The organism is Bartonella sp. ML70XJBT.G (assembly GCF_028618575.1).
Classification (GTDB): Bacteria; Pseudomonadota; Alphaproteobacteria; order Rhizobiales; family Rhizobiaceae; genus Bartonella.
Genome location: NZ_JAQITA010000004.1, coordinates 1 through 23,800 on the forward strand (window position 1 = coordinate 1; position 23,800 = coordinate 23,800).

A 23,800-nucleotide genomic window follows, 5' to 3' on the forward strand; every position below is an offset into this window, starting at 1 on the left:
TCAGTTGAAGCCTTTCCCAGGTTACCATCTGCAACACCAGAAATAACTCGATTTTGGCCGTTAGAGTTGGCAATACTGATTTTTGTGCCATCTTTTTGCGCACCAATAGTGATAAGCTTCTGGTCTTCTATCCATTTAACTAGACTATTGCCTGTTACATTGTTAATCTGACTATAGATATCTGTGATAGAAGTATCAACAGCATCAAAAGCATCAGCAACATTCTGGTAATTGTTCTTAACAATACCACCATTCGTGTCACGCCGAGAAACCTTGAAAGTAGGAGCTTGCCATTTGCCTTTCTCATACTTAGCGCCACCACCAAAATAGTCTGCAATATCATTAAATCCAATAATCATTGTGTGGTCAACATGAAAGACATTTTTATTAACTGCATCTAAAGCTGAACCAACATCACTATATCGCTTTATAGCTATTGTACCATCTTCATCAATAGTCGTTAACTGATATTTTGGACCTACAAAAGCACCATCCTGAAATGCTGCATCTCCACCCAAAAATTGTGCTATATCTCCTGATATCTTATTAATCTGGCTGCCATTAATAGCTTCAGTTGAAGCCTTTCCCAGGTTACCATCTGCAACACCAGAAATAACTCGATTTTGGCCGTTAGAGTTGGCAATACTGATTTTTGTGCCATCTTTTTGCGCACCAATAGTGATAAGCTTCTGGTCTTCTATCCATTTAACTAGACTATTGCCTGTTACATTGTTAATCTGACTATAGATATCTGTGATAGAAGTATCAACAGCATCAAAAGCATCAGCAACATTCTGGTAATTGTTCTTAACAATACCACCATTCGTGTCACGCCGAGAAACCTTGAAAGTAGGAGCTTGCCATTTGCCTTTCTCATACTTAGCGCCACCACCAAAATAGTCTGCAATATCATTAAATCCAATAATCATTGTGTGGTCAACATGAAAGACATTTTTATTAACTGCATCTAAAGCTGAACCAACATCACTATATCGCTTTATAGCTATTGTACCATCTTCATCAATAGTCGTTAACTGATATTTTGGACCTACAAAAGCACCATCCTGAAATGCTGCATCTCCACCCAAAAATTGTGCTATATCTCCTGATATCTTATTAATCTGGCTGCCATTAATAGCATCAGTTGAAGCCTTTCCCAGGTTACCATCTGCAACACCAGAAATAACTCGATTTTGGCCGTTAGAATTGGCAATACTGATTTTTGTGCCATCTTTTTGCGCACCAATTGTGATAAGCTTCTGGTCTTCTATCCATTTAACTAGACTATTATCTGCTACCTCTTTTATTTTCTCTTCTACTTTTTGTAACTGTGAAAGATTCACCGCATCCGTGTATAAAACACCGTCTGCTACGTTTCTAATCTCTCTATCTCCAGCATCAATACCGCCATATGTTATACTTGGACCATGTCTAATCGCTAAGCCCTTATCATTTATAGTAACTTCGTTACCTACTTTTATGTTTTTAACTTTAATAAGTTCGTTTAAATCAAATTTTACTTCGTTATCATTGCCTCTTACAATTTTGATATTTTTGTGACTATCCTGATCCATAGCAGCTACAAATTTTACTGTACTTTCTGCCCCAATATCTGTAGCATCATCACCATCAACAGAAAGCTTCCAGCCCGTTTTGATGCCTGATGTGATTTCTTTTAACTGCGAAAGATTCACCGCATCTTCATCTAAAACACCATTTGCTACTCTGCTAATCGTTTTACCACCCGCGTCAATACCCCCCTTTGTTACTCTTGGTCCATCTTTAATCATTAAACCTGCGTTACTTAAAGAAGTTATTCCTGTTTCTACACGATTAACTTTAATATAATCATTTAAATCAAAGGATACTTTATTGTTTTCGTCTTTTATAATTTTAATATTTGTGACCTCATCATTTTCACTACCATCATCATTTTTATGCTTAATGGCAACAAAATCTACTGTGCTACCTGCTGTAACATCTGTAGCATTTTGACCATCAACAGAAAGCTTCCAGCCGCTCCCTTTTCCTACAAATCTTTTCAGCTGCCCAAAATTCACTGCTTCATCATCTTCAGTCGCCTCTAACACTTTTGTGATGTTTGTATAGCCAGCATTAATACCATCCACAGTCATACTTGGGCCACTATCACCATTAATAAAAAAGCCATCATCATTCATAATGCTTTCTCCTGCTGTGACAGTCATTACATTAATATTATCAGCTAAATCAAACTTTACTTCATTGTTGGTGCCTCTTACAATCTTGATATTTTTATTAAGGTCATCATCTTCAACGGCTATAAATTTTACTGTACTACCTGCTCCAACATCTGTAGTCTCTTCATCTTCAACAGCAAGTTTCCAGCCTGTTTTTATCCCTGCTGTCAAATCTTTCAGCTGCTTAAAATTCACTGCATCGGTATCATCAGTCCCCTCTACTACTTTCGTAATCTTTTTACTACCAGCATCAATACCAGCAGTCGTGATTTGAGGACCATTACCATTAACAAAAGCAAAACCTGCTTCACTTATAAGAGTATTCCCTGCGGTGACACTTTTTACTGTAATATTATCAGCTAAACCAAATGTGACATTGTGGTCACTATCTTTTTCTATTTTGATATTCTTTTTATTTTCGTTGCCAGCTGCTTGTAAATTTACCATGCCATTTGGACCAATAGCTGTAGCATCTCCACCTTCAACAGCAAGTTGCCAAATTGTCTTATTTGCTTTTGCCATAGCTTTCAGCTGTTTCAAATTCACCGCATCGTTATCTTCTTCCCCGTCTGCCACATTTTTAATAGCTTGATTGCCAGCATCAATACCGTCAATAGTCATGCGTGGACCGTTGTCACTATTAATAATAAAGCCATCGTTACTCATAGAGCTTTGGCCAGTAGTGACACTTGTTAACTTAAGATTATCACTCAAGGCAAATTGGATTTTATGCTTATTATCTGCAGTGTTTTTTACAACTTTTAAGTTATCTTGTCCTACGTTACTCTTTGTCACTGAAAAATCTACGGTATTGCCTGCATTAACATTTGTAGGATCTGTATCGTTAGCAGAAATTTTCCAACCTCCTCCTCCTGCTATGACTTCTCTCATAGCTTTCAACTGTGCAACATTTACTGCATCAGTATCAGCACTACCAGCAGCCACACCAGTAATTTGTCGTGTTAGATTACCATTACCTGTGCCACCAACTTCACCAACGCTAAAAGCACCTGTTGTGCTGATCCATGCCATATTATTTGTTTCTGTCGTATCACCATCAAGGTAAGGGTCGTACCCCTTAACCCCTTTTGCTCTATCAGAAACAGCCCCTCCACCCACAGCAACACCATCATGAACAAGTACCTGTGCATTTGCACCAATAGCAACCGAATCTTCTTCTTTAGCGAAAGTATCTGTACCTATAGCAATGGCATTTTTAGCAACCGCTATGGCTTTTCTATTTGGATCATTAGGATCAGTTCTGTCAGAACGCCTGCTACCTATTGCGATGGAACCTGAAGCTTTCGCTTCAGCAGATAAACCTATCGCAATCGCATAATTATCTTCTGCTTTTGCTTCAGCACCTAAAGCAATACTTCTGTTACCAGCTGCAGTTGCAAGACCACCAATAGCAACTGCAGCCTCTCCTGATGTTTCTGAACTCACTCCCATAGCAACACTTGCTCTACCGCTTGCAAGCGCAGCAACACCAAAAGCTTGCGCTCCACCAGCTTTTGTGGTTGCACCAGCACCAAATGCCGTTGAGTAGTTCCCTGTTGCCGAAGCTCCACACCCCGTGACAAAAGAATAAACACCATAAGCTTCAGGCAAAATATTCTGAGATCCCCTTGTAGCTGTTCCCATATAACTCGCTTTGGGATCACTAAGGACCCCATCGGACACCCAAGTAACTTTTTTAGTAGTTGTACCATAAGGATTACGACCACTGTCTGTTGCTTGGTCATAAATAAAATTTTCAAACTCTTGTTCTGCAGATATTTTATTAGCAATTCCCTGCTGTTGCGTCCCCCCACGTCCAACAACATTATCCACACCACAGTAGTCATCATCACCAGCAAAGACGATACTCCCATGACTGCCAAATGGATAGGGAACATCAATACCACTCGAATTACGAACAACTGCCCCTGTTGTAGAAACACCCGCAGCGAAAACGGGAGAGACACTTGATAAAAGTGCAGCCATGGCGGTTCCTAATGAGACCGCTTTAAGCAAATTTGATTTTGAATATTTGTTCATAAAAAAAACCCCTCCAACAGAGCTCAATATCATTACAACGCGCAAAAACTCCCACGGCAAAACCCTGCTTGCGCACCTAAAAACGAATAAAAAGGTAAAGCTGTCCCCTCCTGATGCCGGCGTTTCTTACGGCTTCATCCTAAAGTCTCAGTAAAACATTGAATCTAGAAAAGTCCCCAACCCTTTTAGCTAGAGGGATTCAAGCTAAAAATAAATAAAAACACAAACTTTGAGAATATTACATCATTTCCATCCAAACATATCGCGATTTAGCTCATAATAAAAATAGCTTCTTAAAGAGCAACTCTACCTTTCAAATAAAGCGCATAAACAGAATGGCAAGAGTATGAAAAATAATTTTTCAATAATTTGCAAAATTCTTCTCATTAAATACAAAAAGAGTTCTTTATAATAACTGTTCTTATAAACATAAATTTATTTTTGTTAACTTATAACATCATGTGATAAATAATGATCATACTCATCAACGCATTTTTTCTACGAGATACTCTATCCTAGAAGAGGCGTGTTCGAAAAAACTTTTCCATTTATTGCTCTATAATATCAGTCTTCACTTTTCTGAGCGATTTTATCTTCGTAAAGCAGAGTTTTTTTCATAAATGTCTCTTAAGAATGAGCATCTAAAACAAACTTTCAAAACATTTTTTACAAATAAACCATGCTCTCTCTGTTTTTTGTACAAAAATACAAAATATTTTCTGAAAATGAATAGCTTATAGATTTTTGATTTCCTAAACAGACATTATAGAAAAATGCATATTGCTAAATCCAAGATGTTATCACAAAGACAATTGCTGATATTCTTTGAACATTCTCAAAATATATCACTCGGATATCGGTATGTTTAGATATCCTATTATCTAAAATACATATTTTAGTGAATTTTCTGACTTCTCAAAGATAAGACACTTACAGCGTTCTCTTCTTATCAAATGTTATGTTTTGAAAACTTGCTTTTTCTTTATGAAAGTAAATACAAAAACTTTACCAAAATAATAAAAGACTGAAAAACCAAACTATTCGCAGGTCAAGCCTTTATAATTGCTCTCTTTTGCCTTTGAATATCATTCGTTCATTTGTTTCTTGACAAAGATCTCTACAGTATATTTGGAAATAAATATGCACGTTGTGCAAATCTTTTTCTGTATCCAAAATGATCAAAAGCCAATAAAATGAATTTTCTGTATTATCTGAAGCTTTGTATCCTATAGAAAAAAATTCAACGAAAAATATGTCTTAGAGATATTTACCATTCAAGGCACTGTTTTTGAGAGAATATTTTTATAGCAAAAAAGATTTTTCTTTTGAGATCATTCATCTGTCTCTTTTGTCGTTGTTTGCTGTGCCTTTTCAGCTTCGATTTGGCGTTTTAAATGAAGTTTTAACAAAGGCAAAGTGGCTTCAACTTCTTCCATATCATAGATGTTTTGAATAAGCTCTTGCAATCTTCCATAAAGCTCTGCTGCTAATTCCGCCACATCTTCAGGAGAAAGTATTATTTTTGCATCATGATAGGTTGTATCAGCTAAATGCCCAAGCTTTTTCATCAGCCCTACAGGAATCGCTTGCGGTTTAAAACCAGCAGCTTTTGCCTTGGCTATGTCTGCGAACATTTCACCTGTACCAGTTATCAACCAATCTAATGAAACACCGCAAATTTCTTTGTATTTAGAGAGAGCAGAGGCGGTAGGTTCACTGATGCCCGTCTCATAAGTTCCTATAGAACCAGCAGTTACCCCAAGATGTTCAGCAAATTGTTTACGCTCGGTAAAACCAAGTGCGCGCCGCACTTCACGAAAACGTCTTGCCAATTCGGTTTTAGGTTCTTTTTCAGGACGTGCCAAAAAATTACTCCAAAATCAATATAATTGTTGACTAAATAATTATATTGATTTATATCTCCTATCACTGCCCGTTAAGGTCGGCGGTTATTTAAATAAACCCCACAAAAATGGATGCTTTACCATCTATTTAAGCAGGAGCGAAATTTATGACAATCACACAAAAAATGCGATCGCCGTGGTATTTTGTTAAACTGCCCCGTTGTCATATGACCTTGGAAAAAGTACAAAAACCTCTTACAAACTATTTTCCAGTGTCAAAAGCATTTGGACACAGCCCAATGAAAAAGCCAAACGCGCCATTACTCACTTTATCAGTTTGCCCGCTAAGCCAATTTTCTCGATCACTCTTTCAAAAATCGCAGTCACACTCCTTCAGCCGAAAAACAGCTTAATACGATTTTTCTCACCTTCCTGCCTTAAACCTCTTTGCAAGGATCTACATATCAAACGTATTCCCATCATTTTTAAATTACAACATAAGATAAAAGGTTTATCAATGTCTAAAAGTCAATACAAAATGGATAAGATAAGTGATGTTCTACAAAAAATGTGCATATCAACTCTTCTGCAAAGACTAAACATTTATAACCCACACTTGCTTATTAACAATGGCACTGATTTGGCTTTTATTGGCAAGGATAAAATCTTAAAGCGCTTTGTTCATCGTAAAAATATCCTCTCTTACATGCAAATTAAAAGCTGTTTAGAAATACAGCTTAAATTCTGCAAACTCTATCATCATATTGCGAGATCTCTTCATGATTGGAAAATTCATAGTATTAACGCAATAACGTTTCTCACAAATAGCGTTTTAAAAACTGCTCCTTTGCAGAAAATTGACAAAATGATCACGTTGGTATACATGGCAATTCTTGGTGATGACAGTGAGGTGAGACCTAAAATATCAAAGCCACATGGAAAAGCCGCAACGTGGAGGAGTAGGCATGGCCTCTTTAGGCGATAAAGAATTGTCCGATACACTTGTTGGTCTTTATGACGACTATCAACGCGGTTTTGATATTGGAGAAGAGCTTAAATTGTGCGTGGATTTGGCTTTATCTCTTGAATTGGAACTGAGTATTCATCGTTTAAGCGAAGCAGATGCACTTTTGAAAAAAGAAATTATACAAACCTTGCACCGTCGCAAAAATATTCATTCTAATGAAGATGAAACAATTGATGAGACGGACACAATTATTCATATGGATTTTGAAGAACGCAATTAAAAAAATATAGCAGGTATGAGAGAAGCGGATTGTTCTGCTCTCTATTATTTTTATTACATTGATTTATAAAGATAATCACTATCCCTATTGAATAATAACCCCGCATATCCTAAAATTCTCTCCATTCAAATCTAGAGCTCTTGAACCCATTAAAACCATTTGTTTGCATGCCACAAGCGGGAGTGCCGTGTAGATAAAACAAAGAAAGAAAAAATACCTCTCATAAATGCTCTCAGGCGCTAAAGAATATCGTAACATTGGGAGCTGGCAAATAGTATGATGATGCTGCTTGCTCAAACATAAAAACTTTTCAAAATTTTAAAACGCTGTGTTAGAAAACCATCGCATAATGAACTTAATCAAAAAGAACTCTTGATGCTTTCTTGGTAATGCATCAACACAACTTGCATTTAAAGCATCGATAAAATTTATGCTTTATTCGTTAGCTTCCTTAGCATTCACTTCCCCTTTAAAAGCAAAATATGAAAGCTCTCGCAACTGTTTGTGAATAATACTTAAATACAATTTATTGTTTTCCATTCTTGTAAAATAGGGTGATGAGCGTACCAATAACAGCAATCATACCTTGAAAAAAGTATATCGACTGAGATGAGATGCTGTTGGTATCACTTGCCATAAAGAGATAAACTCCAAGAATAAAGCAGCCAGAAAGACCATTAAAACTTGCTTGTAATCTTCCTTGATATTTGGGATCACAAGAGAGTTGCGATAAAGAAATCGAAAGAGCCCAACTTGAAAGTCCAAATCCAATCATGAAATAAACAGGAAAAACAATGTGTGTCTGTGTATTAACAGACAGAATAATAAGACCGATAGCCATAATAGCTAATAAAAGTGCCAATGTTTTCCTTATAGAGAAAGCTTTACAAAGAAGTGGCGAAAAAAGCGCACCGATAAATGCACCCGCAGAATAAAGCGCTTCCAATATTGCAAAGATCTTGTTATCTGCTTTTAAAATCTCTTGCGTATAAGGAACCAGAATAACAGGAATGGTCATCAAAAGAGTCATAATAATCATCTGGCTTACATAAGGCATAAAAAGAGCCGGATTCTGCTTAAAATAATGAAATGACGCTATATAACTTTTCCACCAATTGAGTTTATTTTGATTTTCATATTTTCGCATTTCAGGTACTTTCATTGCCAAGTTAAATAAACCAGCAATAATAAAGAATATACCACCTATGAGAAGCGTTCCTTTTGTTCCTGCATAGGTGAGTATAAATCCACTTACCCCCATACCCACGATGGTGCCAAGTTCATAAACCATATCGATTGTCGCATTTGCATTAACAAGCTGTTCTTTTGGAACAATACTTTGGATTAAAGGTACAGCTGATGGCATATAAAAAGAGACAAAAATACCTAAGCAGGTAGACAAGACCATCAATTCAATTTCTATACCCAATTTCCCAAATATTACCCAAGCCACGAGTATCATCCCCCTGACAAGATTTGAAATCATAATCTGCATTTTACGATTGTATTTATCCGCCAATACGCCAAAAACAGGTGCAAAAATAATGCTCGGCATCCAGAGAAAAAACATGAGAAGCGCTACACCACGAATTGAACTTGTCTGATGGTAGGCAAGCCATGACAAAGCGATATAATTTAGCCCATTACCAAATGTAGCAAATAAGCCGCTCAACGTAAAATAGAGAAAAGTCCTACTTTCCAATAAAGCAGCGCGTTCTTTCAAATTTGCCGCGAACATAAATTCGCTCCCTTCATATCAATATTATTTGCTCTATATTGAAATCCCTTTTAAAAGATATGCTTTTTTTACAATTTTATATTTTAGCCAGTTAAATTAAAAACTCTTCGCTTGGATGCTTTTAAAATGTTCATTTTGTCATAATGTGACTCACTTTTCTATGAAAATAAAGCACCTTAGATATAAGGTTAGATCATTTTACAATAACAAAGATTCATAAACATCACTGCTCTCATTGAATATTTACACCGTAAACACAAAATAGTCGTGTTGAAATAATTGCTCTGCTCGTACCAAAGGATAGCAGCCACAAATCAAAGATTTGCGAAATCTTACCGAGCTAAAACTGGTGTCATTTTATAGATATCAAGGAAAAACTATAGCTTCTACTCTGAACGAACCTTTGCCATTTCATCTCTCACGCATCTATGAAAGGCAAGAGGATATCAAATTCCCCCCAAAAAAAGAGACGTTATTGCCTTCATCTTTCGTTTACTCTCTGTATGCAAATATGTTTGAGTATATCCATACCTGATCGTGCTTATAGCGCTACATTTAATGTAAAGAATGAAGATATTATCATCATGATAAATATAGATCATTTTTCTAACACTGTATCCCTCTTGCCAAAAATCTTTCAAAAAAGTATTTTGCGATTTAATGATAGATAATTTTTCAGTAAAAAGCTTCAAATATTCAAGGAAATATTTTTCCAGCACATATCAATTATTATGACATCTTTAGAATTTCCTATATAAGCTTTAAGCCAATAATATAAGAAGAATATACCGCAGATAGGTTTTTATATTACATTTATGCATTGGCCAAAACAAACCTTATCTATATAGTGCCGTATTTGATTATGGATTGAAGAAACAGAATTAGTTCCATCAATTACAATAAATCGCTCATCCATTTCTGACAAAAGTTGATATACTTCACAAACTTTTTCAATAAATGAGAGTTTTTCTTCGTATTTTAAGATTAAACCATCCCTTTTTTGCAACCGTTCTATAATCACAGCAGGCGGTAAATGAAGGTAAAATGTGATATGAGGTCTTGGAATAGATTGATTTAATTTCACCACAGTTTCAAGAGAAAGATCTCGCGCATAAAAATAAGCAAGACTAGAATAAACATATCGATCGCTGATTAATAAATTTTTTGATGACGTTAAAGAGGGCTCGATAATTTCAAGCGTATGTTTGCGTCTATCTGTCGCGGCTAAAGCCCTAAAAGCAATGGATCAATTTGTTTTCCATTATCTAAATAATCTCTAACCTCTGGTTTATTTCTATACCAATTACTAGGCTGAAAAGTTTGTATTATATGTCTTTCTTGTGAGTAATGGCGAGAATTTTTTTTGTTTGAGTTGTTTTTCTACTCCCATCAAATCCACATAAAGCAATAAAAGAGCCAGAATATTTTTTTAGAGACCACATGGAATTATAAACATCTTTATTAAGATACATTTTATCTATTAAACCATCCATTCTTTAAGTCATTTGATACGCAAAATCTCTTTAGATATGTTTAAATTCATCACTCGTTACCAGAGAGAGGCATCAAGAATATCAAGTTCCTTTAGTGTAAGAGACTGAAATTTTTGAACATTATTTGCAACGAGAGACATATTTTTAAACTTTATATTCAATGAAGCCTTTTGATTCAACAAGAGATAAGAGACGCCACTTTACTGAAAATACCAGCCCCCCGCTCCTATGAAGATAAATTAAATTTATCTTGCATTGATGTTTATAAGCCAGTTTATAACACTTCACCTCATTACTATTTATACTCATATACTCTTTTTATACCTTGTATATGAAATATGCTTATTTTATTAAACCACAGTCATAAGCATTTCAATATAACATAGAACTCTTTCTGCACGAAAAACGAAGATATTAAGCATACCCCCAACTTTATAGGGAGTATAGGCAATCCTGATATTACCATATATTGGTCAATACCGACTATTGCTCCCAAAATGGCATGAGAAAATATCAACTTTGATAAAGCGCTTTATAAATTTCAGAATTCACCCTTCGCTAGGGATGCTTCTATAAATGCTATAATCTTCCTCACTATAAACACATAGAGACAAATTCCATATATTTAGCATCTCACATTTTTGAAAATTTTTGACTTGAGTTTTCTAATAGCGTACAAATGCGTGACCTCATCTTTTTCATTCCAGTATTCGAATTTGATCGTTCCCATCTAGTGAGCTATAAATTCAAGACTCGCTCAAAACATTGAAGCGATAATCGCACTAGAATTGGGACGGATTTTTATTGGAATGTATGAAATTTCTACCTGATTATAATTGCATTGCAAAAGAGATCATTTAAAGAAAAATGTGTGTATCAATTTTATCGAATGAAAGAGAGACAATACTAAAGGATAGTACTCATTTCGCCCTTTTGCAGAATTTATGCTTACTAGCCAAAGAAGAGCTTCTCAATTATTTTGGCAACAATTATAAGGGAGGGTACTATGATACAAAGCGTTCAGCCAAAAAATGAAAAATTTGACGGATTGGCTGATGATTATGATCGCTATCGTCCGCGTTATCCTTTTGCCTTATTGAACACTATGTTGCTTCCTTTTAAGAATAAAAAGCATTTGTCTATCGTGGATGTGGGAGCTGGAACAGGCATTGCATTAGAGGGAATTGTTAAAATTCTAGGAAATGAACACCAATATCATGCTATCGATGTCTCAGCAGATATGATTAAGCAGGGGCAAAGAAAGTTTCCTTTTGTGCAATGGTATCAAGGCAAAGCTGAAAGCCTATTGCCCAAAATCGGTAAAATTGATCTTGTTGTTGCAGCGCAAGCGTTTCAGTGGATAGATCGCCCTCTGTTGCTTAGCACCGTCTCAAACCAACTCCGAGCTGGAGGTGTCATGGCGGTCATTCAAAATAATCGCGATTTTAAACAGAGCGAATTTCTCAACGCTTATGAGACATTATTAGAGGAGATGAGCCCTAACTATTCCCGTTATTATCGCCATTTTGATTTTTTACAGGAAATGCGTGATGGTTTTGCGGTAAATCCAGAAAAGATTTCTCTCCATACACACAATTGGGTGATGAAAATTCCATCTAACACCTTTATTGGTATGAGCCGCTCTTCAACGCAAGCACAACGCGCGATTGCTAGGCATGGAGACGAATATTTGCAGCAATTAGCTATATTGATAAAACAATATGAAGTACAAGGGAATTTGCAGCTTTTGTATCAAAGCGAGCTCTACATGTATGTAAGATAAGCTACCTCAGTTACCTTCACTTTCTTTCGGTATCCTAAAACAAATGATGCGAAAAAAATGCACGCATTACTCATATGCGCGTTTAAAAGCAGCGCACAGATTTTCCCCCTCAGGGCTTAAACGGACATCTCGTTGCATTCAATCTTACTGTCTACTACCGATGTTTGTACTCAACAGAGAACTTCTTGGCTATGCCATGATATTTGAAAAAAAATGTTATTTTATCTTCTACTTCATAATAATCAACCGATCGACAGACTGGATGAGAAAAAGCCTTTGTTACAGCCATGGTGTTCAAAGCTGTAAACGTCAAGTTTGGATGCATGAAAATATACGTTTTTTTACCAAGGAGGGATTATCCGAATGATGCCCTTTAAATCACCTGTCCATTATGGATATCAGCTAGAGTCAATTCAACGAACAATAGATACATTGCTTGTTTGGTTACAAGTACATTGCTTCTTAAACAAACCACTCAAAGGAGGAAACGGAAAATGCGTTTAAAGACAATGCGATGTATAGATTCAGTTCTAAACTAAAGGTTCTCTTCTTGATCCCTTAAAATGAAATTCATTCCTTGTCATCAAAGATATTTTTGTTCACACTGCATAACCTGCTATTTTTCAGTAAAGCTTTTGAGGATTGATCGCGTAGTGTCAGTGCTATAGAGACAGATGTTATCAAAGCATATTATTGCCTCTAAAAGAGAATACTCCATTCTGCTACATAATTAGCTTATGAATTCTTGACCTTTTCTTGAACCACCGCCCGTTATATACATTTGATATCCAATCTTGTCAAAAAGGAGCAAGGCAAGTCTTAAAGCATCACAGAACTATTGGTATGCTTCTTGTAAAAGCGTTTAAAGAAAATATTTCTTATATATTTTCAGTTTGATAAGAAGCTGTTATATAAACTTAACAACAACGATGCCGATCCATATAAATCCGTTGTATAGAATCCTCTAAAGCTCATTTATCGCGTGCCCAACTTGAAAAAAATACTCTGTAAAACCGTTAATACAACTGTGTCTTCAGCCTGAGATCATAAATGATTTTCTGCCCGATAACAGAAGTTGTCGTCACAGCAAAATCAAAGCTTATTACCGTAACGATCAATAGCAAAATTTCAACACCAAACATAAACATAATCAACCCTGAAAGCTTCATCTCAAGGGCATCGCTAAGCGTCTCTCTTCGTGAAGCGTCCCCTTATCGACAACGCATCAACACGCAGAGAAAATACTAAACTGCCCTCAATCCTTGAACATGAATTATCGTCATAAAAAAGATCAACGTTCAAATTTATATTATGTCCCTCTCAAAAAAACTTGAAATACTCGCCAATGCGTGTACTCATTATTTGTCGGCATGCATGTTGATTATCATATTGCATATTTTTAGACCTGCGGGCATAGAGGTTATAGGGGGGAGATATGCGCAAACAACTGATATTTCGGTTTTATGGTCTTGTTGTCCTGCTCTATCTTTCTGATATGGTGCTCTTTTTAAGTAATCTTTGGAATGCTTATCGTATAACATCCTCATCGGTTTTCCTAGGCGTAACCATGGCTTTGGCACCCTTACACCCTATCTTTTGAAAAAAAGCAAACTTGTACGCATTAAGTCCTCACTGCGGTTGGTAGATTTATACAAAAGGCGGATTATCATTTATAGTCTTCTTTTATTGATTGCCCTTTTTCATTATGTCGATTCCCCTTTTGGTTTTATTGCTGTCTCTATCTCTATTGGTTATCTTTCTTTGATCACTCTAAGCACACTCGAGACTTATAATACTAAACTAGCGCTTAGTGGTTATATTAGCGCGCAAAAGGCTTCCCGCATCATGCAAACAGTGGTGCAAATTGGTGCCTTTTTGGGAGCAGCATTGAGTGGTTATCTCTTAAAAGCAACCAGTTCACAAGGAATAGCAGCTGGAATCGGCTATAATGGCTTGATTGCAGCAATTTGTCTGTTTGATATTATCGTAAGCCTTGTGGCCGGTTATGTTATCTTTCGCGATGAATATAGCACCGATAATGCTACAAATGCTACGCCACTTGCAACCGAGAATATTCAAACAATACCACCAAAAGCAGATGGGCTCACTCCTGAACTAAAGCTTTTATGCGTCTGTATAAGCCTTATTGGCTTTCATGCTTGCGCCTATAATACACTGGCAACCATTCTTTTTCAAAGTGTGAAAAATTTTGGCTCTGAATATTATGGGCTTTGCAGCGCTGTTGCAGGTGTTGGCGCTTTTTTGGCTGCTTTTATTAAAATCCCTCGCTTTGAATTCATCCTCCCAGCCCTATTGTTGAGTGTAGCTGATGCCATTTTTAGCATCACCCAATTACCCTATTTGGCTGTGGTCTTTTGCTTTTTTATTGGCTTTTCGATGAATACCATACGAATTAATGCCCGCAAACATACGATTGAAGCAACCAAGACAGAAACTCAAGCAGAGCTGGTGGGAAGCTATAGCGGCATGCTTTATACTCTTTCCCAATCGGCTGGTTATGTTATCCTTGGTCTCCTTACAAGCTCTGCCCTTATGGGGCCACAAGCAGCTGTTTATCTTCTCCCCCCTATAGGGCTGATAATCTTTATTTATGTCCTTTTCCTTGTCACACAGCGGACCACAGCATGAGTAAACCCATTCTTATCGTCGATCCTTTCTCCACGGGTGCCCTCTATGGCCCTGCCTTGCAAAAATTAGGTTATGCTTGTTATGGCGTTGTCTCTCAACCAACTCTCTCTTCGCATCTCACGCTTGCTTATCAGGGTGATGGCATGGCAGAAGCAAAACTTCATAGTGTCGATGAAATCAAGCAGCGTTTTCCGATTAGCACGATAGAAGCCGTGGTGGCTGGTGCTGAAGTCAGTCTTTATTGTGCAGAGCAATTGGCTGCTTATTATGGTTGCCCTGGAAACAATCCCTTGACCACCGATTGGCGACGGAAAAAAGCAGCAATGCAAAAGCGCCTCCATGAAAATGGTTTGTCTTATATCCGCTCAAAAATTCTTACAAAAGACAATTGTGCTCTCGATGATTTTGAAAGCCACAGCGGCTATGTAGTGAAGCCCAATGCTTCTGCTGGAAGCGATGGTGTTTTATTTTTCTCCAACCGTGAGGAAGTGGAAGCGTGGATCTCTGGAATCGATTGGAGGCAGAAAAATATTTTTGGTATGCCTAATGAGGCTTATTTGCTCCAAGAAAGATTAGTAGGAGAAGAATACATCGTAGATGCCGTTGTAAAGGGAGAAGCTATCAAGATATGCAGTTTATCGCGCTATAAAAAGGGGCTCCATAATGGCAGTGCTTTTGTTTATGAATCGCTTGATGTGCTCGATGCTCAAGACTCTCTTTATGCTGATCTTATCTCTTATGCAAAAAAATGTATTAGCGCAGTGGGAATTGAATATGGACCTGCGCATATGGAAATCATGCAAACCGCTCACGGTCCCGTGATGATTGAAGTGGGAGCCCGCCTCCACGGAGGGATTGCACCCTCCTTGTTCGTGCATTGCTATGAAGATGATTTACTGAAAAGCTCTGTCAACCTTATTGCGGGGGTATTTTCGCAAACACCAAGCCGCTTTAAGAAAAAAGGACGTATTCTCTTTCTTATCAACAAGACTGAGGGCTTTATTATAAAAGATATGAACCTATGGCAGCAAAAACTTCATTCTTGCGAAAATGTGGTTCATTTTATGCTCTTTTTTAAAGAAAATGAACCTCTACCCATGACAATTGATTTAAATACCTGCCCAGCTATTATAGCAATTTTGGGCGAAAATGATGATGAATTATCGACCTTAGAGGCCTCAATTCGTAGCAATTTCTTATAAAATATAACAGTTTGGAGAAAAACAGGAATTCAGCAACACAAATAATGAGGAATAGAAACTAAAAATCGAAGCAGGTTGTTTTTAAAGAATTCGATGCGCTCATGAATAACAAAACTAGAATTTTCCCTGCCTATTCAGGGTGAATGGATAGCAAAAAGACATGCTCTGATTTGGATTCTACAACAAGTTGACCACAAAAATATGATGATCCCAAGAATAGAGCGCGGATGCAATACTTCTGCAGATAATAATATTGAATCCCCATCTTGCCCATATCATCTCATGGAGCACGATAATGACTAAGTTTTCTAAAATTCAATTAAATAAAAATATCTATGATATCTTAAAAATGATGCTGCCAAAACAAGGCTCGATAGAGATACAAAGAGATTTTCCAGGAAAAATACACGATTGGCATACCCATAAGGTCGATGAAACTCTCTTAATTATAGAGGGAGAGTTAGATTTTTTCTATAGTGAGAAGCGTATAACCTGTACACCAGGAAATATGATACATCTTCCTGCCAACACAAAGCATAAATCAGTAGCTGCAGATACAGGATGCATATATGCAATCGCTACGGAAATCCTTGCTCTTGAAAATGGTAGATAAATGCGCTCTCGTTGATTGCCTCTGATACAGGGGACCTTTTCGTCCCATTCCCATAAAGCTGTACTCCTTGGGTTTTGTGGCGGATCAAATCATTAATTTGACTGCTTCCAGCTCACATCTAATGTTAGAACCCCTTCGAGCATCGCATTGCGCTCGTCACAGTTCATTTTGCCCTATGTTCTATAATGAAAAAATAGATAATGTAGAAAAACACCTGACCACTCGAAAGTACTGAGTTTGTGCTATACACAGCCAATAACCTGAGATCATATTTTTTCATTTTACCTACCAAACTATCTGCAAGATGAAGGGTGCACCCTTATATACCTGTTTAGTTATAGCAAATGCTGTCGTGGAGCTGTTTATTATCCCAAGTAAAACCAGATGTTCTTCATGTGCAAATCAGAATCATATGAAAAATTTCAGTGTATTGATCAAGAATATTAAGAAAAATTCTATGCATAGTTTATTAGATCTATACAATACGGTTGCTGTTTTTTGGATTGTTCTTAAAGAAATGAAATATTTAATGTATTTTTTACCAATAAAAAATTATAGAAAAAAATTCTTCATGAAGCTTTCTGGATAAAAGATTGATAAAACTGATGCTCCATATAGGGCTATTGCTCTATTTTTTATAAAAGTATAAGTTTTCGCGTCTATCTCTTTCACAAAGTAATGTACTCATTACTTTATTCATTGTTGGTGTGGAATAAATGACGAGTATATGAGCATTTGGGTTTTTATTTAACGGTATAAGGATTTCAACAGGCGCCTTTATTGTATTTTATATGCTTGAAAAAGGCTTGACGCTTATTGATATCGGTATCATTAAGTCATTCCAAACCTTTGTCATGATGGTTACAGATATTCCTCTTGGATATTTTGCAGATAGAAAAAGTTATAAAATATCGATCATTTTAGCAGCGACTTTTGCAGCCAAATGGCTCTTTCTTATGGGCATTTCTACAAGCTTTTACGGTTTTCTTCTAGCAGAGCTTTTTAATGCATTATCACTTACATTGATTGCTGGTACCTATAACGCTTTACTTATTCAAGATGCAAAAACAAAACGTACATCTACGAAAAAAATGTTTGATCATAGCTCTCAATATAATTGCATTGGCATGCTTCTCTTTAGTTTGATCGGTGCATATTTTGCCGGTTATTCTAGCCAACACATATGGTATAGCTCTACATTTCTCATGATGAAGACCACAATATTCGGTTTGTTTTTTTGGATGATCTAAAAGGAGAGAAAGAAGCAAAAAAGCGACTTCTTTTATTTGTGGCGCAAAAGAGATGTTGTCTATTTTTATTAAAGTTTCTTATATTTCTCTCTGTTTTTATTTTTCACTTATTTTTTCAATATCTTTTCGCAGTATTGGCAGTGGATATTTAAAGATTATAATATCAATGTAAGTTATTTTTATCTTGGCTTAGTCTTCTCTCTTCTATTGCTCTCCCAGCTAATGGTTAGTTTCCTATTTAGAAAATTCAGTGAGAGAATGAATTTTGTTTTACTGCTGTTGCTTTCAGTTGCCATAATTTTGACAGTTGTTTTCTTTGAACCAAGAAAAGAAATTGTTGTTCTTTTAGTCTGTATGATTTTTTATTTCATTAAGCATACATATCTTCGTGTAGAAATTTCCCTGCACAACAGTATTAGCGACAGTCTTAGAGCCACATACGAGTCATTCTTGTCGACTATTGGAAGACTTAGTCTCTTGGTATTTTTTTACATGAGTGCATATATGGTCAATATATTTGGCTTTTTGTCGTTGGTTTATATTTTGGGTATATATTTACTTATTTATTTGCAGTGTTTTTTTAGAAGGAACTCTTAAAAAATCACACTGAGAATATTAGCTTATCATTATCACAAAGGTTTCACAGAAGACGGAGTGAAACGTTTAAATATCACGATAGAGCTTAGAATTTTCGACCACCAATCATATGACTTCCCATGAATCTATGGCTGTTTGAGTCTTTGGTGTATAAGCCATTAACTTTTCTGCTTTCAACCCAAACCCAGCACAGAAAATTTTCAGGCACCACATCATGTTCTTTAGGTTGATTTTGTAATGTGAGATAGAATACTGAAAGAGGTCCATTTCCTTTATAGTAAAAGAGGCTTGTGCATTGAACAGCACATCAACCAGTGGTAGGGTGATAAAATAGAGAATGGCTCATTCAGCAATTACTGCATTTTTCTGCAACAGTTCGGCCTGCTCTTCATCTATACTGGCTTAAAAAATTCTCAGCGTCTTGGATTTCATGGCTGTAGTGAATAGTAACCTTCTAGACCAAAATAAACGATTTAATCGAATCTCTCGAGCCCTTTAAAGGATCAATCCATTTAATATGTCTCATTTTTCCGGCATTCCTGTAACTTGCAGACTTTTATCTATCTATTCAAAAGCACGCATTTTGACTGGTCCACAAATAAACAGCACCCTCTATATCAATGACCTATAAAAGCATTCAGCAATGTAAAAAATTTAACAGGTAGATAATAAACAGTAAAATCAGCCAAAAGAAGCACAGAACCTAAAATGCCCAAACTTTTATATAACCTATTAATTTTATGATCGATGGCGGAGAGAGAGGGATTCGAACCCTCGATATGATTTCTCATATACACGCGTTCCAGGCGTGCGCCTTCAACCACTCGGCCACCTCTCCAGAGGTTTGCACACTATACCCAGAAAGAAATAACGTGCAAGTCTAAATTATAACTCAAAATTTAAAAAACAACTTTATTTCCCAAAATAAGATGCGATACTTGTTGAAACACAAACACATCCTCTCCTTTTAAAAAACAAATTTTTCCCGTGAATATAAACAGCTAAAATAAGATCACAAAATTACCATAAGTAAGCCATTTTTATCTCACATGTCATCTTCTCACTGATGAATAACACTATTGTTGATTACACTGCCTAATGTTTTTGAACAAAGCATTACTCAAAACCCATTACCCTTCATTGCATCTCATAATCAGCTAAATAAGTAACTGCTTTAATCTGTGGTTCTCCAATATTTAAATATGCTTCATGGATATAATAAAATTATTCTAACAAAAATGATTCATAATGCGCTTACTTTACCAAATTGCCAACTGGCGCACCCTTCTCCTCTTTAAATCTCTTATTGCTTTATCTCGTTGCTAAGAGCGCGTACAGCTCGCGCAGTCTCACACTGTAATGCTTTTTTTGCTAAAATTTTCATATCTTCAAAACTATGAGCTTGTAAGCACGCTTTGACTGAAGCAATATCACAGGATATCATAGAAAGTTCATTAATTCCCAATCCTGTCAAGATCATTGCTGCAAAAGGATCGCCAGCCATGCCACCACAAACACTAACCCAACACTCGTGTTTTGCTGCACCTTGAACCGTTTGATGTATCATGCGTAAAACTGCTGGATCAAGACTATCCGCTTCAGCAACGAGATAAGGATTTTGTCTATCAACAGCCATTGTATATTGTGTTAAGTCGTTGGTTCCAATCGAAAAAAAATCAACATAAGCACTTAAAATATCTGCCATAATGGCAGCCGCTGGAACTTCAATCATAATACCAAGTTTTAATTTTGGTGCATCAATATCGTTGCGAATTTCTTCTGTGATCTTTTTTATAGCAAAAATTTCTGAAACAGACATGACCATTGGAAACAGAATCCATAAATCTCCACCTTCTTTTGCAACTCGATAGAGAGCACGTAACTGAGGAACCAAAAGATCACGCCGTCGCAACAAAAGCCGCGTTCCCCTAATACCCAAAAAGGGATTGTCCTCTTTAGATAAATGTAAATGTTTAACCTGTTTATCCCCACCAATATCAAGTGCGCGAATAATTAATGGCTTATCTCCTAGAGCTGCAATCATCGCACGGTATACATCAAATTGGGCGTCTTCATCTGGAATATGTGGACTATCTAAAAACAAAAATTCTGTACGCATGAGCCCAACACCCTCAGCCCCCAAATCTAGTGCAATAGGAACCTGATTTGCGTAGTTGACATTAGCCATGATACGAATTCTTTGGCCATCTGTTGTTTGTACTGGTAATTTACACACACCTATCTCATAGTCACGCTTTTGCATGACAATACGCATCTGCCTTTGAGCATCTTCAATATCTTCAGGAGCAGGATCAAGATAAATAAACCCGTTATCGCCATCAATAATCGCTTCGATACCACACTCAACTGATAAAACATCTACACCCATAGCGACAACCATAGGAATACCAAGGGTACGCGCCAAAATAGACGTATGAGAGAGTGGACCTCCCCATGCTGTTGCTACCCCTTGTACTTTTGTACAATCAAGCTGTGCTACATCGGAAGGAGAAAGGTCATCCGTAACAAGAATAACATCACGTGGAATATCATTTAAAAAGAATGATCTATAGGATGGATTGATTTCTCCTAAAACACGACGACCAACATCAATTAAATTAACAGCACGTCCTGCTAATATAGGATTATCTATCTTAGAGAACATATCTGCAAATTGCTGAACTGCTCTATCCCAAGACCAAGCGACACCATGACCTTCTGCCATAAAACGATAAGCCTGAGCTATCAAATTTTCATCTTCAAGCAAAACCATTTGTGCAGAAAAAATCGCAGCCGAATTTGCACCCATACGCGCTGTAATATCAGCAATCACAGATGCCATTTTATGTTTTGTTTTTGTAAGAGCATTTTCAAGACACGATGCACCAGCTGCAAAACCTATGGGCTGATCTATGATGGAAATATCATTTTTCTTTAAAACAAAAATCTTGCCAAAAGCTAACCCTGAACTTGCCCCAACACCAGAGATCTCTTTTTGTCTGAAACGTGGATACCAACCATGAAAAGTCTTTGTTTGAGATTCCATTTCTCTCACCATACACTTTTCACTTATACTCACTTGCTTCACAACGGAAATCGCATTCTCAAGAAGTTGTGTACCTTCTACAGCATCCGTTGAAAAAATGAGAACATCACCGTTTTTTGCCCCTAATTGCAATAAACCAACCAAATTTTTCATTTCAACGGCATATTGACCGTGGCGAACTCTGATAGAACTTTGCGCTTTTTTCGCAAAATCAACCCAAAGAGAGGCTGGACGCGCATGAAGACCACTTGGATAATCTAACGTCCATGCTTGACACACTGAAAGATCACCTATAGACGCTTTCCCTATCTTCATATCCTGACCAAAAAGAGTTGTGACAATCTGTTGTTTATCACCAGTTGTTAAAAGTGTTTCAAGCCGTTCCTTATCAAATAAAAGATGTGTTAACTGTTGGCAAATGTCTCTATAGCGATCCGCACAAGCAGCAATGGCAATAACCAAACGCGCCTTATTTCCATCCCACCACTCAACACCAGCAGGAATCTGTATAACAGCAATAGCATCCCTGATGATCAAATCACCACTTTCAAACATTCCGTGGGGAATTGCTATACCATTCCCAAACCAAGTATTTGTTATTGCTTCACGTTTGAGCATACTTGCTAGATAACATTTGTTAACGGCACCAACCTGCACAAGCAATTCAGCAGCAGCATGGATCACATCATGCTTATGATCAAAAGTAGCTGCAAGCTGTACAGATCTAATAGACAAGATTCCACTCTCATTAAAATCTGTATCCATTGCCTCTACTTCCTCACATCTCATAATGAATCTAAACTGCCTCACATTTAAGTATAAATATGTTTGATCAATTTCATGCCAAAGCCGCAGTTCCCAAAAAGATAAATGATAAATAACACTACAATTTGCTTCTGGTATACCAAAGATAACTTAAGCAAAGTGTTTAAATACCCCAACATGACTGATTCAATAATTGGAGAACAACGGCACCCAAATTGCCCTAAAACTATCATAGGCAAATATGCTTCTTCTTCTGTTTCTGTACTTCACAAAGACAAATGTCCCACTCTTGACATACCCACTTACGAAAAAACTCTTTTTAAAATGCTCCCACACTCCAAGTTACCCTCTATAACTTGTTATTATTCCCCATACAAAGAAAGCAACTCCCCAATTATCCGCAACTTTAACTGATCTCCCTTCAACTAAACAAGCCATATTTCTCTCTGATCCAGTACGGAATCACAAATGCCTACACATCATTTCCCTCTTTAAAATCCGACGTCGCTAAATATCTCATAACATAAAATCCTCAACATATCACTTTAATGATATCATATGTTTTCCCTTCTCAAATCAATACTGCAACCCCATAGCCCCCTCTGTCTACGTCCCAATTCAGTATTTCTCCCTAAAAGTGTGTGAGATCGCTAAAGAAAAAAATTATAAAACGGAAAACGCTTTTAGCTTAGATCAATCTTCTCTTAAATACTAATAGAGTTTATGTTCATAACATGCCATAATAGATAGATCAAAAAAACTCGATATCACTGATTACATACCAGTCATTTCGATCATCTCAAACCACGCTTCCTTAAAGGTGATTTCCTCTCTTCTAGATTGTTCTTCCCTAAAAATATTTCATTTCAAAATTGTTTTGATCAACATTTTGTATAACCTATTTTACATATTTTTTCTCTCTCAAATGGATAACCTCATCACTATCTATAACCGTTTAAAGAATATTTATGTACACCCTTAACCTCTACAAATTTATTCACCCTTACCCAAATGATCATGCAAATATTCCCATAAAATTTCTCTAAAATTCTCTGAAAATATAAATTATTGAGCACTTTTTGCACGTCAAAAGAAAAAAACTTCTCACTGCTATCATACACCAATTTATCAGGAAATTCTATCACCGTATCAATGTCTTCATTACAAACTCAATAGAGTCGTCATTTTTTCATTATTTGAGGAATAATAATTGCCTAAATTCTACCTTTGCAATTATCTACATGCTTCTGTGTTCATTATACTATCAACAAAAAAGGAAAGACAGTATCCTATCTTTCCTTTTTTTTAAGATTC

At 36.6% G+C, this 23,800-nt stretch carries 13 protein-coding genes and 1 tRNA gene; 8 read left to right on the plus strand and 6 right to left on the minus strand.

The annotated features are described in order from the left end of the window. A partial coding sequence (locus PVV64_RS02835) for a hypothetical protein (RefSeq protein ID WP_273759686.1) occupies positions 1 to 4,205 on the minus strand: 4,205 nt, incomplete at its 3' end. On the opposite strand from PVV64_RS02835, the gene PVV64_RS02840 reads away from it, so the two are divergent. Continuing rightward, positions 4,204 to 4,413, plus strand: a complete 210-nt coding sequence (locus PVV64_RS02840; RefSeq protein WP_273759688.1) for a hypothetical protein — start codon at positions 4,204 to 4,206, stop codon at positions 4,411 to 4,413. The genes PVV64_RS02835 and PVV64_RS02840 overlap by 2 nt on opposite strands. Before the next feature lie 1,177 nt (positions 4,414 to 5,590). On the opposite strand, the gene PVV64_RS02845 is transcribed toward PVV64_RS02840, so the two are convergent. Then, complete coding sequence (locus PVV64_RS02845) at positions 5,591 to 6,124, minus strand: helix-turn-helix domain-containing protein (protein ID WP_273759690.1); 534 nt, start codon at positions 6,122 to 6,124, stop codon at positions 5,591 to 5,593. Between the two features lie 944 nt (positions 6,125 to 7,068). Here PVV64_RS02845 and PVV64_RS02850 point away from each other — a divergent pair. Next, entirely contained in the window at positions 7,069 to 7,350 is a 282-nt protein-coding gene (locus PVV64_RS02850; RefSeq protein WP_273759692.1) for a hypothetical protein, read from the plus strand. Positions 7,351 to 7,876: 526 nt separating this feature from the next. On the opposite strand, the gene PVV64_RS02855 is transcribed toward PVV64_RS02850, so the two are convergent. Both PVV64_RS02855 and tmk read right to left on the minus strand, forming a co-directional pair. After that, entirely contained in the window at positions 7,877 to 9,088 is a 1,212-nt protein-coding gene (locus PVV64_RS02855; RefSeq protein WP_273759694.1) for an MFS transporter, read from the minus strand. Between the two features lie 802 nt (positions 9,089 to 9,890). Continuing rightward, positions 9,891 to 10,331, minus strand: a complete 441-nt coding sequence (gene tmk / locus PVV64_RS02860; RefSeq protein ID WP_342753409.1) for a dTMP kinase — start codon at positions 10,329 to 10,331, stop codon at positions 9,891 to 9,893. Positions 10,332 to 11,587: 1,256 nt separating this feature from the next. On the opposite strand from tmk, the gene PVV64_RS02865 reads away from it, so the two are divergent. From PVV64_RS02865 to PVV64_RS02890, 6 genes are all read left to right on the plus strand, one after another. Further along, complete coding sequence (locus tag PVV64_RS02865) at positions 11,588 to 12,364, plus strand: trans-aconitate 2-methyltransferase (protein WP_273759696.1); 777 nt, start codon at positions 11,588 to 11,590, stop codon at positions 12,362 to 12,364. Between the two features lie 1,435 nt (positions 12,365 to 13,799). Then, on the plus strand, positions 13,800 to 13,964 hold the full coding sequence (locus PVV64_RS02870; RefSeq protein WP_273759697.1) for a hypothetical protein: 165 nt from the start codon (positions 13,800 to 13,802) through the stop codon (positions 13,962 to 13,964). Further along, on the plus strand, positions 13,961 to 15,013 hold the full coding sequence (locus PVV64_RS02875; RefSeq protein ID WP_273759698.1) for a hypothetical protein: 1,053 nt from the start codon (positions 13,961 to 13,963) through the stop codon (positions 15,011 to 15,013). The genes PVV64_RS02870 and PVV64_RS02875 overlap by 4 nt, the downstream gene beginning before the upstream one ends. Further along, a complete protein-coding gene (locus PVV64_RS02880; protein ID WP_273759699.1) occupies positions 15,010 to 16,215 on the plus strand; it encodes an ATP-grasp domain-containing protein in 1,206 nt (401 codons plus the stop codon). Before PVV64_RS02875 ends, PVV64_RS02880 begins: the two co-directional genes overlap by 4 nt. A gap of 295 nt (positions 16,216 to 16,510) precedes the next feature. Continuing rightward, the gene (locus PVV64_RS02885) at positions 16,511 to 16,828 is read left to right on the plus strand and encodes a cupin domain-containing protein (RefSeq protein WP_273759700.1); all 318 of its coding nucleotides are present in this window, start codon (positions 16,511 to 16,513) and stop codon (positions 16,826 to 16,828) included. Positions 16,829 to 17,619: 791 nt separating this feature from the next. After that, positions 17,620 to 18,078 (plus strand): hypothetical protein, encoded by a 459-nt coding sequence (locus PVV64_RS02890; protein WP_273759701.1) that lies wholly within the window; start codon positions 17,620 to 17,622, stop codon positions 18,076 to 18,078. Between the two features lie 1,345 nt (positions 18,079 to 19,423). Here PVV64_RS02890 and PVV64_RS02895 read toward each other — a convergent pair. Further along, positions 19,424 to 19,513: transfer RNA gene (locus PVV64_RS02895), tRNA-Ser, on the minus strand. Between the two features lie 465 nt (positions 19,514 to 19,978). Continuing rightward, entirely contained in the window at positions 19,979 to 22,486 is a 2,508-nt protein-coding gene (gene ptsP / locus PVV64_RS02900) for a phosphoenolpyruvate--protein phosphotransferase (RefSeq protein ID WP_273759702.1), read from the minus strand. Positions 22,487 to 23,800 lie beyond the last annotated feature (1,314 nt).